This window comes from Maridesulfovibrio sp. (assembly GCF_963676065.1).
Taxonomy (GTDB): domain Bacteria; phylum Desulfobacterota; class Desulfovibrionia; order Desulfovibrionales; family Desulfovibrionaceae; genus Maridesulfovibrio.
In genome coordinates this window covers 1,678,848-1,695,360 of record NZ_OY780933.1, presented here as the reverse complement: position 1 = coordinate 1,695,360, position 16,513 = coordinate 1,678,848, and the positions used below count along the sequence as shown (strand labels likewise).

The window sequence follows — 16,513 nt, the reverse complement described above, 5'->3', positions numbered from 1 at the left end:
AACAGGAGGTAAGAATGACGCAGAAAAAATCAGCTTCCGCACTGTCCATGATGTTTGTGGTGGTCGGAAATATGCTCGGTGCAGGTATTCTGGCCCTGCCCGTGAATCTTTGCGCTGCTGGATTCTACCCGTCAGTCTTCGCCACACTTTTCATGTGGATTCTCATGACCTTCACTGCCCTGATCTACTCCGAACAAAAAAGCCTGACCTTCAGTGAGAATGCGGATCTGCCCACCTTTTTTCAGCATGAACTTGGCAATGCCGGAAAATGGGTAACAATTGTTGCAAACCTGATCATTCTCTATGGGATACTGGTTGCTTATCTTTGCGGAATATCATCCATAATCATGAGCCTGCAGTCGACTATACCTAAGACAATGGTCATTATCCTTTATTTCGGTCTGATCACAGGGCTGACCGCCTTAGGCATGAAGATGATGCACAGATGCACACCCTACATGGTTTCCATTATGTGGATAACTTTCGGCGCGCTGGTCTTCATGGTTGTCCCCGATGTTTCCGCCGCCCATCTGAAAGATATGGACTGGACTTACATTCCGGCTGGCCTTCCGGTACTGCTCATGGCCTTTCATTTTCACAACATAATTCCAAGCATCTGCCGGACACTGGATCATGACCGCAAAAAAATTCGCACCGCTATCATCGGAGGCACCACTATAGGGATGATCATGAATCTCACGTGGCTGCTGGTTGTACTCGGTGCGCTGCCGCTTTCCAATCCTGAAACGCACATTGACCTGATCACCGCCTTCGGTAAAAACGACCCGGCAACCATACCACTGGAAAATCTGCTTCAGACCCCGGTATTCACATATGTAGCTCTGATATTCGCAGTCGTAGCCATGTCCACCGCCTTCATGGCGAACGGAACAGCACTGCTGAGCTTCATGCGTGACCTTGCTTCAACCAATTTCGGAACTAAAAATAAAGTGGTAGTCTGGTGCATGTCCTTTATTCCGCCGCTACTGGTCGGGATTCTCTACCCGGATATCTTCCTAGTTGCTATCAACCTCGTGGGCGGAGTCGGGGAATGTATAATTTTCGGAATTCTGCCCGGATTCATTGTCTGGAAATATTCGCCGCAAGGGTCAATTCGCAAATATTCGGGAATGCTGCTCATCATCTGTTTCGCTCTGGTGCTGATCATTGAGCTTGGTCAGGAATTCGGACTTCTGCACCTCAGCCCGAATGTTGAATACTGGACCCATCACACTAAGTAGAGGTCCCGGAAAATCTGCGCGATCAGATACTTTTAATCAACATCTTGAAATATACGCTAATCTTTTTAAGTGGACTTCAGTACAGATCTAAAAAAGGGGATGATTTTAAATCATCCCCTTTTCAGGTTAAAATTCAGTTTTATTCTCCACCTTCCACTCGCCATATTCCTTTTTCAGATGAAACAAGGCATTTTCCGTAATCTGATGAGCCTGCATGTCGAAAATGACCGTATAGTCTCCCTTTACCCAGAGTTCAACCTGAGTCGGCATGAGGGTGCGGATGCTGAGCCGCAAACCTGAAGTCGAAACCACAGCGCTACGATACTTATCGAGTACATTGCGTTTTTCAAGCATAGCCCGGAAATTCTCAAAAGCAGAACTTTCCAAGAGGAATTTACTCTGTGTGAACATACGCGGATAATCTTCGTTTATGGTCACGAAATTGGTATAAAACTTATCGAAAAAAACCTTTAATTCATCAAGTACAGCCTGCTTTTTTTCCAGCTCGGTCATTTTTGCATAAAGAACTTCTTTTTCTTCAGCACTCATTTTACGGGGCTTAACCACCACAGCTTCCCCGACAACTGAAGTATCCAGCTTTCCTTTTTTCTCTGCGGCAGCAGCAGCTATTTCATCGGGTGTGATGCGGTGATACTTGATAAGCACCTCGGAAACCCCTGCATGCTCAGCCCCCTTATGCTTATGCTTATATACGGAACGGATCTTCAGCCCCAGACTGGTCGTGGGAAATTTGCGAATTCTAGGGCTCTGCGTAAGCTCTGAATCCATCAATGTAAATTCCTGCCGCTGACCACCTGAGAATGATATTGCACAATCCTTGATACGGTTGGCCCTTTTGATTTCGGCCCCGCCATCAACTCCGTTTATTATCTTTACGGAATCTACAACAACCTGAGCCGGGAAAAAGAACTGTATCCATTCCCCGGCGCCTCCACCTTCACTGTTCTCAATCCACCCGGTCGTGCTGTTACTATCAGTTAGATAACCTGTGTTGAAAACATTTTCACCCTCCATGGGCACGAAAGAGGATGTCCGCACATGAACAGGCTGGGCGAATGCCACTATTGGAATGCATAAAAAAAACATAAGCCAAAAAAATTTGCGCAACATATGAATAATCTCCGAAAATATTATACGAGAGGCATCTTTCTGCGGGAGCCGCAAGAATTGTAGCGAAATGAACACAGGCTGCAAACACTAAAAAGCCCGTTTTTCGGGAGAAAAACGGGCTCAAGAGCAAATACATGCTCACAAAAAAAGACAGTCAAATATATATGACTACCAGCGGGGGCGCGGTGCGCGGGGCTTCGCTTCGTTAACCTTGAGGTTACGTCCGCCGAAGTCTTTACCATCCAGATTGTCGATAGCTTCCATTGCGCCAGCGTCTTCCATTTCAACAAATCCGAAGCCACGGGGGCGACCGGTTTCTCTATCTTCGATGAGTTTAACAGATACAACTTCACCGAAAGCTTCGAAAGCAGCGCGGACTTCTTCTTCAGTTGCAGACCAGGGCAGGTTACCGACATAGATGTTCTTGGACATTAAAAATTCTCCTAAAAAAATGTAAAAAACTTTCACGCAGGTGCGTCAGGCATAAAAAAAAGGGGCAGTGTACAAAGATGCGCACCCTGCTCCTTGATATACCTGTTTAAACTAAAACCAACTTCCTTCGAGGAGGCCGCTGGCAACTAAATGCAACATTTCACTACTTAACCGAAAAAGTCAAGTAAAATATTTTAAAAATATAATATTTTTTATAACACTATAGTGAAACCAAAGCGAAACACTTGATTATACTTTAGAAAAACGAGATTGACGACGTCTCTTCCTTGAAGGACGACCGGTTTTACGTTTAACACTTTCCTCACTACTTACTTTAGAGCTTCCGGAATTGCGTTTCGGTGCGGGACGCGAATCGCGTCTGTCGTCCGCGGCTCTTGCGGGTCCGCTACTTTGTTTACGGCCTCCCCCGGATTTACGTCCACCGCTCGATTTGCGATCACCGCTCGATTTGCGATCACCGCTCGATTTGCGATCACCTTCAGGGCTACGTCCGCGTCCGGGTTTCCGTTCACCGGCAACCGAACGTCTGCCGTTATTTTTCGGTTCAGGATGGTCGTTTGGCTTATCGTAATCGAAATCATCCAGAGTGCAGTGATCAATGGGATTACCCACAGCTTTTTCAATCTCGCGCATTAGGCGGATGTCATCGCGGGTTACGAAAGTAAATGCGCTGCCGCTACGCCCTGCACGTCCGGTTCTGCCCACACGGTGGGTGTATGTTTCGGCGGTATCGGGAACATCGAGGTTGAGCACATGGGTAATGCGGTCGCAGTCGATACCACGGGCCGCGATGTCCGTTGCCACCATAACCTTGAAAGTTCCGTCCCGAAATCCGTCAAGAGCACGCTGGCGCTGATTCTGACTCATATTACCCTGCAGAAAAGTCGCCTTATGCCCGCGAGCCGCAAGTCTGCGGGCGAGATTCTTGGCTTTGTGCTTGGTACGTGTGAAAATCAGCATGCTGTCGTAGTCCGTATCAGAAAGGACATTTAAAAGCAGATTATTTTTTAAATGCTGGCTGACTGGATAAAATACATGCTTTACGGTTTTGGCCGGAGCAGTATTTGCGACCTGTACAGTTGCCGGATGGTAGAGAATCTTATCCGCAAGGGAACGGATGTCGTCCGGCATGGTTGCGGAAAAAAGAAGATTCTGACGACGCTTGGGAAGTTTCGCCATAATCCGGCGGATGTCAGGCAGAAAGCCCATATCAAGCATGCGGTCAGCCTCGTCAAGAACAAGGGTATCCACGCTATCGAGCTTGATCATGCCCTGATTCATCAGGTCCAGCAGTCTGCCGGGACAGGCAACAACTACGGATGAACGCCGTGCGGCATTAATCTGTGGGTTTGCTCCCACTCCGCCGAAAACAGCGGCGCTGCGGATTCCGGCTTCTACGCCCAGCTCCATGAAGTTATCATGAATCTGCAGGGCAAGTTCACGGGTAGGAGCCAGCACCAATACGCGCACCGGGCCCTGTCCGGAGATTTTTTTCTCCAGCAGGCGCTGCATTATAGGCAGGGCAAAAGCCGCGGTCTTACCGGTTCCGGTCTGGGCCAGGCCCATTACGTCACGGCCTTTAAGTACTTCAGGAATAGCTTTTACCTGAATGGGGGTCGGCGTTTCATAGCCGCAAGAGTTGATTCCGGCCATTATACGCCGGTCAAAAGAAAATTGTTTAAAATTCACAAATATTTCCAATAGTGAAAGGACTGAATCTGACAGTCGCGCGTGACGGCAACCGTGCTGCGGATTTCTCCGGATACTTAATAATCTCTGGGACGTAGGGGATAAGGGCTTCGATAAGTGAAGCGGATTTTCCAGATAAAAGAATATGATCTTTGCATGCGTCCAGTCACGCCGAGGTGGGAGTTAGTGACTTATTATCAACCAAATGTAAAGCAATTATTGAAAACAATTGCCGCTTATATAAAAAATCCGCAGTACAAAAGCACTGCGGATTTTAATATTCGAATCAATATCCCCGAAAGGAATCTGATTAGTAGCGGTAGTGATCAGGTTTGTAAGGGCCTTCAACATCAACGCTGATGTAGTCAGCCTGTTCTTTGGAGAGAACATCAAGCTCAACACCGAGACGCTCGAGGTGAAGTCTTGCAACTTCTTCGTCGAGTTTCTTGGAAAGGATCATTACTTTGGGTTCGTAATCGTTCTTAGCAAGGTCAATCTGTGCAAGAGCCTGGTTGGTGAAGCTGTTGGACATTACGAAGCTCGGGTGTCCGGTAGCGCAACCGAGGTTTACAAGGCGGCCTTCAGCAAGAACGATGACGGACTTACCTGATTCCATGACCCATTTATCAACCTGAGGTTTGATTTCAATCTTCTGGGCTTTGGAATCATTTTCAAGATAGCCCATTTCGATTTCGTTATCAAAGTGACCGATGTTGCAGATGATAGCTTCATCTTTCATGCGTGCAATGTGCTCGCCTCTGACAACGTGGTAGTTACCGGTACAGGTAACGAAAACATCACCGCGTTCAACAGCTTTATCCATGGTGCAGACTTCAAAGCCTTCCATAGCAGCCTGAAGCGCGCAGATGGGGTCGATCTCGGTAACGAGAACACGAGCACCGAAACCGCGCATGGACTGGGCACACCCCTTACCTACATCACCGTAACCGACGACAACAACAACCTTACCGGCGATCATTACATCGGTTGCACGTTTGATGCCGTCAGCAAGGGATTCGCGGCAACCGTAAAGGTTGTCGAATTTGGACTTGGTAACGGAATCGTTAACGTTGACAGCGGGAAAAAGCAGTTCGCCGGCTTCCTGCATCTGGTAAAGACGATGTACACCGGTGGTTGTTTCTTCAGAAACACCGCGTACTTTCTTAGCGATTGCAGTCCATTTACCGGGATTTTCGGTGATGGAAAGTTTCAAACGATCCAGAACACACTGAAATTCTTTATTGTCGGTCTTTTCGTCAGCAACGGAAGCGTCTTTTTCAGCTTTCACACCGTGGTGGATCAGCAGGGTTGCATCGCCACCGTCATCAACGATGAGATCGGGACCGGAACCGTCGGGCCATGTGAGGGCCTGCTCGGTGCACCACCAGTATTCTTCGAGGGTTTCACCCTTCCATGCGAACACTTTAGCAGTACCGTTAGCGGCGATGGCTGCGGCAGCGTGGTCCTGAGTGGAAAAAATGTTGCAGGATGCCCAGCGGATGTCAGCACCGAGAGCATACAGAGTCTCGATGAGCATTGCGGTCTGGATGGTCATGTGCAGGGAGCCCATAACCTTGAGACCTTTGAGGGGTTTTTCTTTACCGTATTTTTCACGGATGGCCATAAGACCGGGCATTTCGCGTTCGGAAAGCTGCATTTCCTTGTTACCCCAGTCGGCGAGGGAAATATCAGCAACTTTGTAATCAAGTTTCGGATCTACTTTAAGCATGGAAACCTCCATCATTTCTCCCAGAAAATCAAGAAAGTGCGGATGCTGAGCGTAAAAAAGAGTGGTGCGGAACGTATTTCAACATACGTAATTTTAAAACCACTTCCGCATCAACGCCGCAGATAGCGCTCTATCGACTGTCTGGCTTTATTTTTTTTCAGATATACAAACAAGGACGGTCAGTCCTTCATTAACAGGATAACGGCGAAAATCCATGGAACCTAGTCCTGCATTTTCGGTCCAGCCGCGAAGTTCATCTTCAGTAAAACCGAGCCTGCGGTCACCGAATTCACTGCGCATTCTCTCATTTGAGTGGGACAAAAAATCAGCAATAATCAGCTTGCCGCCGCTCGAAAGGGTTCGCGCGGCTTCAGCAACAGCCTCGTCCGGACGCGGGAGATGATGCAGAACCATGGAAATAAAGGTCAGGTCTGCCTCCCAGTCGCGCAGGGGCAAATGAGTCAGTTCACCTATGCGCAGGCTCACGTCTGGATGATTTCCCAGACGTTTTTCAGCCAGTTCCAGCATCTTTGGTGAACTGTCCACACCGATTACGGTTTTGCATTTGGAAAGCAGGCTTTCCAGCAGAGAACCGTTTCCGCAGCCAAGGTCGACGCCGACATTGCAGCGGTCAACGAGGGTCAGCAGTTCGCTGTCCAGATTAAATTCCCCGAACACATCACTCTGAAGCCGTTCCCAGTCTTCAGCAATTTCATCGAAAAACTTGCGGGTCTCCAGATTACGCTCGGCCAGCACCTTGGCTACCCGGTGACGGTCTTCCTCGACCTCCGGTTCATTTTCAATAAGCCAGCTGATGGACTCTGCAAACCGGTTGCCGTTACCGGACCGGGCCAGACGGTAGAAATTCCAGAGCCCTTCCCTTCTGGATTCCAGAAGTCCGCTCTCATGCATAATTTTCAAATGACGGGAAACACGGGGCTGGGACATACCCAGAACCTGCACAACCTCGCCGACATTTAGTTCATTATCACGCAGCATAGCCAGAAGTCTGATACGAATCTCATCAGACAAGGCCTTACTGAACTTCAAAATTTCCATCGAATACCCCATCGCCAAACATAACGACATCTTTATATAACAAAAACTCAATAAGCACTACCTCTCGTATTAAAAAGCGTCAAGCAATAATTATTGCCGGACGAAAAGACGAGGAAACCTTTTGCCAAGCCGAGATTTAATGTATAAAGAAGCTTCACCGAGGACATTACGGGTGTAACATATAGTATGGCAGCAAAAAAAAAATATAACGGCCCCCGGAAACGGGTCTTCCATCCACGGCAACGCAAAATACGCCACATGGGTGAAGCCATGGGTGACTACGTTTCCAGCATGGACGGCGACTACAAGCTCATGATTCCAAGGCTTTGGAAGGCATGGCCCGAGCTAATGGGCGAGCTGGCAGAATTCGCCAAGCCGCTCGGTCACCGCAAACGAACCCTCATCCTTGCTTCTGAGGATTCCGTGGCCGCGCAGGAGCTTTCATATTTCGCCCCGGAGATTCTTGATCGAATAAATTCATTTTTTGGTGAAGAAATCTTTGACAAGGTGCTATTCGAGCTGTTAAACGGCAGGGTTCCATTGGACGGGTACGAATTAAAACGCACCGAGTTCAAGGACGCCAAGATCAAAAAACCCGGCAAATTGGGCGGGTTGAAAGACAAATTTGATCCAGAATCGGCGGTCGGAAGATGTTATCTGAGATACGTCCGCCTTTTTGAAAATTCATAAATTTCAGGGCACAAAGCCCACCTTAAGGAGGATAACATGAGCGAAGAAACCCCTACTCTCGAGAGTCTTGAACTTAAAAAGCCCCTCGACAAAATGACCACCAAGGACCTGCGTCAACTCTGCATCGACAAAATGCCCCTGATTGCAGGTGCATCCGGTATGGACAAAGACACCCTGATTTCCAACATCAAGGAATATCTCGGAATCGAAGAAGAAGAAGGTGCAGTATCTCCGTACAAAGATCAGATCATTTCTATCAAAAGAAAAATGAGAGAAATGCGTATTGAGAAAAAAGCTGTTGACGGACGCAAAGAGCGCTGCCAGCTCCGCCGCAGAATCAACAGAATGAAAAAGCAGACTCGCGCACTGTCTAGAGCTCTGTAATAATTTTATTTTCGGAATATATCCAAAATTCCGAAAATAGTTGTTGACAGGAAGAGTCATTCCACATAAACACTCTTCTCGTTGCTGGGACATCGTTCAATTGGCAGGACGACGGGTTCTGGTTCCGTTAATCAAGGTTCGAGTCCTTGTGTCCCAGCCAACAACAAATTTTATGAGATGCGTCCCCATCGTCTAGCCTGGCCCAGGACACCGGCCTTTCACGCCGGCGACAGGGGTTCAAATCCCCTTGGGGACGCCACTCACAAAATAGAAACTTGAACTGCCAGACCAAGTTTCGCTAAAATCCGGCTTCACGCTAATCAGGCCAAAGTGAAGCAGGTACATATTCAAGATGCGTCCCCATCGTCTAGCCTGGCCCAGGACACCGGCCTTTCACGCCGGCGACAGGGGTTCAAATCCCCTTGGGGACGCCACGAAATTTCAAAGCCCGATTCGCAAGAATCGGGCTTTTTCGTTTTTAAAACTTAAAATTACCTCCCGAAAGGACCTTACTCTTTTTAATCTGCATACATCGCCACAAATAAATGCAATTATCTCTCAAAGCCCCCACCTATAATGGCTAGGGAGTTCAACGCGCCTTTTTTGTTAATGGTCAACTTAATCCTGTCACTATAATAAATACCGGGGACGAAACGAGCTTGAAATGTCTCTTAGGTTTCCGGCACAACAGCGACCATATACTTAACAACAAATCTACGCATTGCTTTCCTGCAGATCCTGCTGCCCATATTTCTGCCAAAAGACACTGTCATCTTCACATATTTAAAAAAAGATTTAATTTCTTGTTGACAGTAATCTCAAATATACATAAAAGGTTTTCTCCGCTGCTGGGACATCGTTCAATTGGCAGGACGACGGGTTCTGGTTCCGTTAATCAAGGTTCGAGTCCTTGTGTCCCAGCCAGCAAAAATTTCTACCCGCTTCATTAAAGTAACAGGCTGCTGAAGCGGGTATTTTATACAAGATGCGTCCCCATCGTCTAGCCTGGCCCAGGACACCGGCCTTTCACGCCGGCGACAGGGGTTCAAATCCCCTTGGGGACGCCATCGATTGAAACGACTTGCAGCCAAAGCAGGTCTCTACAAATACCGGCTTCGCTTAAAGTGATTCAGGCCACTGAAGCAGGTACATATATATTTAGGATGCGTCCCCATCGTCTAGCCTGGCCCAGGACACCGGCCTTTCACGCCGGCGACAGGGGTTCAAATCCCCTTGGGGACGCCACTTTTCAAAAAAAAGGATTGAATCGAAAGATTCAATCCTTTTTTGCTTTCCTGCTATTTAAACGATTCTGCTCCAGAATCTTCTACGAATAAATTAGTCTACCCAGGTAACATCCAATGGATCCCTATTTACGAGCTTTAAATACCGCTCCACCGGCACACCAACCATGACAGCTCCAGTCAGCATCAACCCCGGTTTAATACCAATCCTCTTGCTAACATATTCATCATTGGCCGACGCAAACATTTCGAAAAGACCGGCCCAGCAACTGCCAAGCCCAACAGATCCGGCATACAATTCCAGATAGGCCAAGCTGAAAACAGTATTATCGCGCCTGTTTTTCAGCTCTTTAGGAGCCGCAGCAACAACCAGATGCGGAGCACCTCTAAAAATCGTATCCTTTCCATTTTTCCATGCATCTATATGGACAGGGAAGCTATGATGGTATTCACCCGTCGCAATCTGCATTTTCATCCATTCTACAACCAATTCTGCCAACTCATCCAAAACAGAGCGGTCCTCGACTATATAGTATGAGACGCTTTGCGAATTGCTGGCTGTGGGTGCGAATCTGGCAATATTTACAAGTTGAAGTAACTGCTCTCTAGAAGCAGCGCGCTTTTTATAATAACGGATAGACCTGCGGGAACGTAAAAATATTTCTGCTGTTTCCGCATCCAGTACTGGATAAGTGTCTATATGCTTCTGTGAGATAAGACTGGCATAACGATTGTTCAGAGCATCCTTTGGACAGACCGCCACACAATGTCCGCACTTATTACAAACCCCTTCTAAAACAACCTCAGGACCTGACTCACCTAATCCGAGCGCACCGACAGGACAGGCTTTAACACACAACTCACATTGGACACAGCGCTCGGTATCCAGTTCAATAAAAGACATCTTTATTCCTCAACTACACCAAATTAATTATTAACATGCTAATAACTCAGCATTTCAGTATGACGGTTTTAAATTTATCTAATCCCCGTAACAGCACCGTTACGCTGTACAAATTTAACCCGACCATCCCGGTCCACAAAAACAGCCTCCGGAACAGCACTGACTTTCCTCGCTGCTATGACTTTGCCATCAGAATTAACCTTAAACACCCTCTGCTGCGACTTTGAGACGACATAGAGGGAATTGTCAGGAGACACAGCCAAACCGCTGATATACCCAAATCCATCCGCAAAACGAACGCTCTCGCCATCTGCATACACGACATAAATGATCCCCTCTTCCTGATGAGCGATGTAATGGTACCGCTTACCCTCAGCAACCAGCTTTCCGGCAGAAGCTGAGGCTACCATCAAAACCAGAAAAGACATCATTAATATGACTGACATTAAGCTTCTCTTCACTAAACTTGAGCAATATAATTTGTACATTTTGGTACCTCCGATTTGTGTTTGATTAAATTTACGACAGTCTATAATATCAATCCAATACAATTTAATTACTTATTAAGACCGAAAAGGTATCATTATGCGTATACGTCAACTTCGCTATTTCCAAGCCGTTGCCGAAGAACTTCATTTCGGAAAGGCAGCGGAAAGGCTCCATATTCAACAACCGCCACTCAGCAGACAGATTCAAAATCTTGAAGAGGAGCTTGAAGTCCAGCTTTTCAAACGTACCAACCGCAAGGTCGAACTGACTGATGAAGGAAGGTATTTTCTGCAGGAAGCAAAAGAAGTGCTGGCTATAATGGACCGCTCAAAGACAACGCTTCAGTCCATGGGAAATGGAACTGCCGGAAAGTTGCATGTAAGCTTTGTATACTTGGCACTATCCTCGCCTTTCCCGGATATCGTCGGAGACTTTATGAAAAAATACCCAAACGTGGAGTTGGTACTGCACGACGAGACCAGCCAGGAACAAATTCTAGGAATACAGGAAGGTAGAAGACATGTGGCTTTCCTTACCGGCAATATCTCAGATACGACGTCGCTCTCCACTTATACGGTGCACCGCACCCAAACATGCGCTGCTATACCGGCGAATCATCCCCTAGCAGAGAGGGAAAAACTTACACTCAAGGATCTTGCCGAATTGCCTTACATCTGCAGCCGTGAAGCATATTGCCAGCAGCGGGTAAAAAAAATCCAGAAGCAGTTTAGAGCGGAGGGGCTGGAACTCAAGCTTGGGATGAAATATAAACGTAAGCACACGGGAACTGTCTTTATCGCCTCAGGATTAGGTTGGACCTTAACAGACTGCGAATCCAGAGCTATCACCCCGGACGGAGTAGTGCTCAGGCCTGTAGATTGCGATTATTCGCCTCTGGAGGTACTCATGACCTGGCATCCTGAGCATATGACACCGCTAGTGCAGAACTTTATTGATTTTTATAAGAGAGAATTAAGAAAAATTCTGCCCGAAACAGAATTAGAACCATCATGAGGAACTGAATATATGACACGGCCCCAAATCCCAACACCGGAACAATGCGAAGAGCTTCTCGCATCTACAGGCACCCCTGAAAAGACCGTAATCCACTCCAGAATCGTACGGGACGTAGCCCGGAGGATAGGACGTGATTTAAAATGGCTGCGCGACAGAGGCCCTAATCTGGCCCTTATCAACGCTGCCGCCCTGCTACATGATATCGCCAAGGGTGAGTCGGACCATGCCGCCGCCGGAGCAGCTATTCTACGTGAACACGGATATGATGAAGTTGCAGAGATTGTCGCCGCCCATAACAATCTCGATTACTCTGGAGAACTCCCGGTTACGGAAAAGGAAATCGTATTTATCGCGGATAAACTCGTCAAAGAAGATCAGATGGTCACCGTTATATATATGTATGACCACAAGCTAAAAGCCTGCGCTGATGATGCCCGGAGAACGAAATACCTGAAAAAGCGCAAAGAAACCGCGCTGCGCATCAAGTCCGCCATAGAACAGGAGACCGGTAAAAACCTTGAAGAGCTGGCTATTGCGGAGTAATAATCTTCATTAGCGGCATATGCTTATAACCGCCCCCTCTATTCACAGAACCGTAACAATTTCGAAACTTCTGTGCTATGCCAGTCATATATACTGAGGGGATACACAAGCTAAACAGGTTTTAAAAACAAAAAGAATCAGCCGGAGTAAAGACATGGCCAAACATAACAAAATAGAAAGGATGATGAGCGCTGAAGAATTACCTGATTTTCTCCGCAAGATGGCATCAGCGATTGAGAACGGAGCCACGGATGAAAACGCGTACCTAGCCTCCATTGAAGGTTTTGAAAAACTGAAAATGGGCATCCGCAATGAAAACGGACAGACCGTGATCAAAATCAAAGCCAAACCGTCTAAAGAGATTCCGGCTACCCACTTAAGCGAAACCGAAGTAGATGAACCTGCAGAAACACCGGGATTAAAATATACCCATCTTAAAAAAAGGATGAAAAAATCCTTCAAAATTATTTTTAAAGCACTTCATACCGGAAACCTGCCTCCGAAAGAAGCAGTGCAGGAATTCATAGATGATTCTCACCTGATGGTTACCTATACCGATCAGGGATACGGTGACGAATTCTATGATGAATACATTGCAGGTTGCGATGCATTTCAAAAGGCGTTTGACGAAGGAGATGTGGAAAAAGCCCACGCCGCCTGCGATGAGCTGAACCACATAAAAACCCAGTGCCACGCCAAATACGATTGAGATGAAAATTTAATTCAAACCTCTCTAAAAAACAGGACTGAAAATAAAATGAAAGCAGCAACCTGCCCAGCGGCAGTAAAAGTATCACCTGAAATAACGGATGACGATCGGGCGCTATTCCATGAAGTAATCTCCACGGACCTTGCTGACTGGCAGATTGAACAGGTGGAGACTCCTTCTAAGATATACCCCCGGCAGGAAAAACTGCTGGCTGTACACTGGCACCCGGAATTCGTTCCCTTCAAACATATTTCCCGGCGCGTGGAAAAGATGTTTCCCAATGTACAGGATAAACTGATGATCCCTACCCAGCACAACGTGCTTATGAGCTATGGGGATTACACCGGAGTGGAAGTTGACTGCTACGCCAGCGGATTCAACCAGAAAGTGCAGCTCCTGCTCCACTTTGAGAACGAAAAGGTGAAAGAAGCCCATGTGCTTAAATCCATGCTGGCACACACTTTCAAATACCGTTCTTCCCAGCTTTTCGAATACATGGACACCATTACCAAGCCCATGGAAGACCGCATAGAAAAAGCGGCAAAAGCCACCGGTGCAGATGAAGATCTGGTTGAAATGGTCCGGGTCTATGTAACGAAAATCCAGACAATGCTCGACGAAGAATGGTCCAGCGTTCCCAAGGATTCCATAAAAAATAAACTGCTCAAAAATTATTTTGATGCCCTGCGGCCCAAATACGGAGACACTCTGATCAACCGTCTTCAGGCCTATCTCAAGGCTATAAAAAAACAGGTCAAAACTGACTTCTCACTCAAATTTTTCTACCGGGCAACCGAAGTGATTGAGGAAGCACGCTCTTTGGGCGGTTGCGTTGTTATCCCTCACCCGGAAGAATTCTGGCCCATTCTGCTGGCCAAGTACGACGTAGACGGCATTGAAGCATGGAACCCGCAATCCCAGCGTTATACCGAGTTCCTTATTTCCGTGGTCAATGAACAGAACATCAAACGCCCTGCCGGAAACAAAGAGCTGCTCATTTTTATGGGCGACGACTGCCATATGAGTGAGAAAACCAAACCCGTTGAGACTCAGGACCCGACCAAAGCAGCCCGCGAGATTGGCCTGCAGCCGGCATGGGATGACCTGAATATCAGAAAAAAACTGATCATCTCCGGCATCAACCGCTCTTCGGTAATAGAAGAATACAAAGCCCGTATGGCCGGCTAAAAGTATTTCTTCGTCATCGAATCTTTACATTGCTGCAATCATTCCCGTCACCTCCAATGCTAGTAAGCAGCAAAACATTTATGGAGACCCCTGATGGCTGGCGAAAAAAAATTTGTATTTGAATCACTTCAGGACTCGGAAAGCATCCGCGCTTTTCTGCAATCCCTCGTTGACGGGTTTGAGTCCGGCACAATTAAACTTTCCACCAATGGCGACGAAATTGAACTCACCCCGGAAGGGATGCTCAACTTTACTGTGAAAGCGAAGATGAAATCCGGAGCTAGTAAGATCAATATCAAAATTGCGTGGAAAGACTCTGCCGATGAAACAAACCCAATCAACAAAACCCTGAACATCGACACATAAATTATGCTCACTTTTGAAGGCTTGGACGAAAATTTTAAATTCCTCATAATTGAGGTATTAAATCAACTTAAGGCTACCCGGGAATTCGTTAATTATCCCTCCCGGTCCCTGTTCCGCAGAATCACCTCGCGCGATGACTACATTGACAACCTCAAAACTGTTATTGAAAACAAGTCTTATTCGCGCATCAACAGTTCGATCGATCTCGACACAAAGCTGTTGAATAAAATCAGGGCGATTCAAGTTTCATCGGTTAATCTTGAACGCATCGGTGATCACTGCGTTAATATTATCAATCAGATGGCATACTTGGATGACAAGGGCTATGTTAACCGTTACGAATCATCAGAAGCCTTTGATATTATAGAAGAAACAGTCGCCAAGATCGCAGATGGATTCAGCTCCGAAGACATGCCTCTCGCCCTTGAAATCTGCAAATCTGAATACCGGCTGGATTCTTTATACAAAGACAATTTCAACCGCATCATGGCGGAAATGGGAAGCGGTAAAAACATTCCCGATCTTGTCACCTGTCTGTTCATATTCCGCTATCTGGAAAGGATAGGAGATTCCCTGCTTAACATCGGAGAAGCGATCATCTTTTCCATCCTCGGCGAACGCATCAAAATCGAACAGTTTGAGTCGTTGCAGCAGACCTTGAGCGTTTCGGGGTATGACGGTTCCTTTTCGGATATCGATTTTCAGGGCATATGGGGCTCCCGGTCCGGCTGCCGTATAGGCAGGATACAAGCCAAAGGCGATGAGAACGCTAACACTCCGCCCGTAGCACAAGGAAGTATTTATAAGGAAGGCAACCTCGATAAAATCCGTTTGGAAAAGAGCAGCCTTGAGCAATGGGCGGAACGCTTTCCGGGTATGGTCCCGGAAATTTTCGGTTTTCATGAAACCAAGGAAGAGAATAAGGGCTCCATGCTGGTGGAATTCCTGCCCGGATGCACACTGGATACAATGATTCTCACCTCCGATGACGCAGACCTTGAAAACGCTCTGTTCACTCTGGAAAACACTCTGCGCCATGTCTGGACCAGTACCAAAAAGGATCAGCCTGTTCAGACCACCTTCATGGATCAGTTAAAATCCCGGCAGAACGGCGTATTACAGGTTCATCCGGAATTTAACCGTAATGCCCGGCAGCTTGGAACCGCGGAGATTATTTCTTCCGAGGAACTGCTTACCGAATGCGCTGCCATTGAAAAGACGCTTCCGGCACCGTTCACAGTATTTATTCACGGCGATTTCAATTGCAACAATGTCGTCTACAGCAACGACGATGAAAGGGTCAGGTTCATCGACCTCCACCGTTCTCGCGATTTCGACTACATTCAGGATCTTTCCGTTTTCCTTGTCTCCGGCTTTCGCATGCCGGTTTTCGAACGTCCCATCAGAAACAAAATCAATGCTGTAATTTCCCGCATGCACAGCTTTGCCGAGGAATTCGCTCAGGAATATAATGATGAGACATGGCAGGCCCGGCTTGCCCTTGCCCTTGCTCGCTCCTTCTATACGTCCACCCGTTTTGAATTCAACTACGCTTTTGCCAAGGAAATGTTCAACCGGTCCATGTTCCTGCTGGAAAAAATAAACCGCTACAACGGAAAATGGACTGACTTTATTTTATCGGAAGACATCCTTCACTATTAAAGAGGCTAAGAAAAG

General features: G+C 47.1%; 16 protein-coding genes and 6 tRNA genes. 15 read left to right on the top strand and 7 right to left on the bottom strand.

Going from position 1 to position 16,513, the window contains the following annotated elements; all coding sequences use genetic code 11:
* Positions 1-14: 14 nt before the first annotated feature.
* Positions 15-1,241: an aromatic amino acid transport family protein gene (locus tag ACKU35_RS07630; RefSeq protein ID WP_319764667.1), complete on the top strand. Its 1,227-nt coding sequence runs from the start codon at positions 15-17 to the stop codon at positions 1,239-1,241.
* Between the two features lie 126 nt (positions 1,242-1,367).
* Here the strand turns inward: ACKU35_RS07630 and ACKU35_RS07625 are convergent, their stop codons facing one another.
* From ACKU35_RS07625 to ACKU35_RS07605, 5 genes are all read right to left on the bottom strand, one after another.
* The gene (locus ACKU35_RS07625; RefSeq protein ID WP_319764665.1) at positions 1,368-2,372 is read right to left on the bottom strand and encodes an NADase-type glycan-binding domain-containing protein; all 1,005 of its coding nucleotides are present in this window, start codon (positions 2,370-2,372) and stop codon (positions 1,368-1,370) included.
* Between the two features lie 168 nt (positions 2,373-2,540).
* Entirely contained in the window at positions 2,541-2,804 is a 264-nt protein-coding gene (locus ACKU35_RS07620) for an RNA-binding protein (RefSeq protein WP_319764663.1), read from the bottom strand.
* Between the two features lie 249 nt (positions 2,805-3,053).
* Positions 3,054-4,514, bottom strand: a complete 1,461-nt coding sequence (locus tag ACKU35_RS07615) for a DEAD/DEAH box helicase (protein ID WP_319764661.1) — start codon at positions 4,512-4,514, stop codon at positions 3,054-3,056.
* Between the two features lie 310 nt (positions 4,515-4,824).
* On the bottom strand, positions 4,825-6,243 hold the full coding sequence (ahcY, locus tag ACKU35_RS07610; protein ID WP_319764659.1) for an adenosylhomocysteinase: 1,419 nt from the start codon (positions 6,241-6,243) through the stop codon (positions 4,825-4,827).
* A gap of 147 nt (positions 6,244-6,390) precedes the next feature.
* Positions 6,391-7,302: a metalloregulator ArsR/SmtB family transcription factor gene (locus tag ACKU35_RS07605; protein ID WP_319764657.1), complete on the bottom strand. Its 912-nt coding sequence runs from the start codon at positions 7,300-7,302 to the stop codon at positions 6,391-6,393.
* Positions 7,303-7,488: 186 nt separating this feature from the next.
* Here ACKU35_RS07605 and ACKU35_RS07600 point away from each other — a divergent pair, with 186 nt between their 5' ends.
* The 8 genes from ACKU35_RS07600 (at position 7,489) to ACKU35_RS07565 (ending at position 9,621) form a co-directional block, all read left to right on the top strand.
* Entirely contained in the window at positions 7,489-7,992 is a 504-nt protein-coding gene (locus tag ACKU35_RS07600) for a DUF721 domain-containing protein (protein ID WP_319764655.1), read from the top strand.
* 36 nt (positions 7,993-8,028) lie between these two features.
* On the top strand, positions 8,029-8,376 hold the full coding sequence (locus ACKU35_RS07595; protein ID WP_319764654.1) for a hypothetical protein: 348 nt from the start codon (positions 8,029-8,031) through the stop codon (positions 8,374-8,376).
* Between the two features lie 85 nt (positions 8,377-8,461).
* Positions 8,462-8,536, top strand: a tRNA-Gln gene (locus ACKU35_RS07590).
* A gap of 21 nt (positions 8,537-8,557) precedes the next feature.
* A tRNA-Glu gene (locus ACKU35_RS07585) sits at positions 8,558-8,635 on the top strand.
* A gap of 97 nt (positions 8,636-8,732) precedes the next feature.
* Positions 8,733-8,810, top strand: a tRNA-Glu gene (locus ACKU35_RS07580).
* Between the two features lie 415 nt (positions 8,811-9,225).
* Positions 9,226-9,300: transfer RNA gene (locus tag ACKU35_RS07575), tRNA-Gln, on the top strand.
* 65 nt (positions 9,301-9,365) lie between these two features.
* Positions 9,366-9,443: transfer RNA gene (locus ACKU35_RS07570), tRNA-Glu, on the top strand.
* A gap of 100 nt (positions 9,444-9,543) precedes the next feature.
* Positions 9,544-9,621 (top strand) — tRNA-Glu (locus ACKU35_RS07565).
* 93 nt (positions 9,622-9,714) lie between these two features.
* Here the strand turns inward: ACKU35_RS07565 and ACKU35_RS07560 are convergent.
* Both ACKU35_RS07560 and ACKU35_RS07555 read right to left on the bottom strand, forming a co-directional pair.
* Positions 9,715-10,524 carry a nitroreductase family protein gene (locus ACKU35_RS07560; protein WP_319764652.1) on the bottom strand — a complete coding sequence of 270 codons (810 nt, stop codon included), beginning with the start codon at positions 10,522-10,524 and terminating at the stop codon, positions 9,715-9,717.
* 74 nt (positions 10,525-10,598) lie between these two features.
* A complete protein-coding gene (locus ACKU35_RS07555) occupies positions 10,599-10,970 on the bottom strand; it encodes a hypothetical protein (RefSeq protein WP_319764650.1) in 372 nt (123 codons plus the stop codon).
* A 139-nt stretch (positions 10,971-11,109) separates the two neighbouring features.
* Here ACKU35_RS07555 and ACKU35_RS07550 point away from each other — a divergent pair, with 139 nt between their 5' ends.
* The 6 genes from ACKU35_RS07550 to ACKU35_RS07525 all read left to right on the top strand — a co-directional run bounded on the left by ACKU35_RS07550 (position 11,110) and on the right by ACKU35_RS07525 (position 16,498).
* Complete coding sequence (locus tag ACKU35_RS07550; protein ID WP_319764648.1) at positions 11,110-12,027, top strand: LysR family transcriptional regulator; 918 nt, start codon at positions 11,110-11,112, stop codon at positions 12,025-12,027.
* A 12-nt stretch (positions 12,028-12,039) separates the two neighbouring features.
* On the top strand, positions 12,040-12,573 hold the full coding sequence (locus ACKU35_RS07545) for an HD domain-containing protein (protein ID WP_319764646.1): 534 nt from the start codon (positions 12,040-12,042) through the stop codon (positions 12,571-12,573).
* 154 nt (positions 12,574-12,727) lie between these two features.
* Entirely contained in the window at positions 12,728-13,282 is a 555-nt protein-coding gene (locus ACKU35_RS07540) for a GAK system XXXCH domain-containing protein (RefSeq protein WP_319764644.1), read from the top strand.
* Positions 13,283-13,330: 48 nt separating this feature from the next.
* Positions 13,331-14,470 (top strand): hypothetical protein, encoded by a 1,140-nt coding sequence (locus tag ACKU35_RS07535; protein ID WP_319764642.1) that lies wholly within the window; start codon positions 13,331-13,333, stop codon positions 14,468-14,470.
* Between the two features lie 93 nt (positions 14,471-14,563).
* Positions 14,564-14,836, top strand: coding sequence for an amphi-Trp domain-containing protein (locus ACKU35_RS07530; protein ID WP_319764640.1), 273 nt, complete (start codon positions 14,564-14,566; stop codon positions 14,834-14,836).
* A gap of 3 nt (positions 14,837-14,839) precedes the next feature.
* Positions 14,840-16,498, top strand: a complete 1,659-nt coding sequence (locus ACKU35_RS07525) for a PhoU domain-containing protein (RefSeq protein ID WP_319764638.1) — start codon at positions 14,840-14,842, stop codon at positions 16,496-16,498.
* The last annotated feature ends 15 nt before the right edge of the window (positions 16,499-16,513 follow it).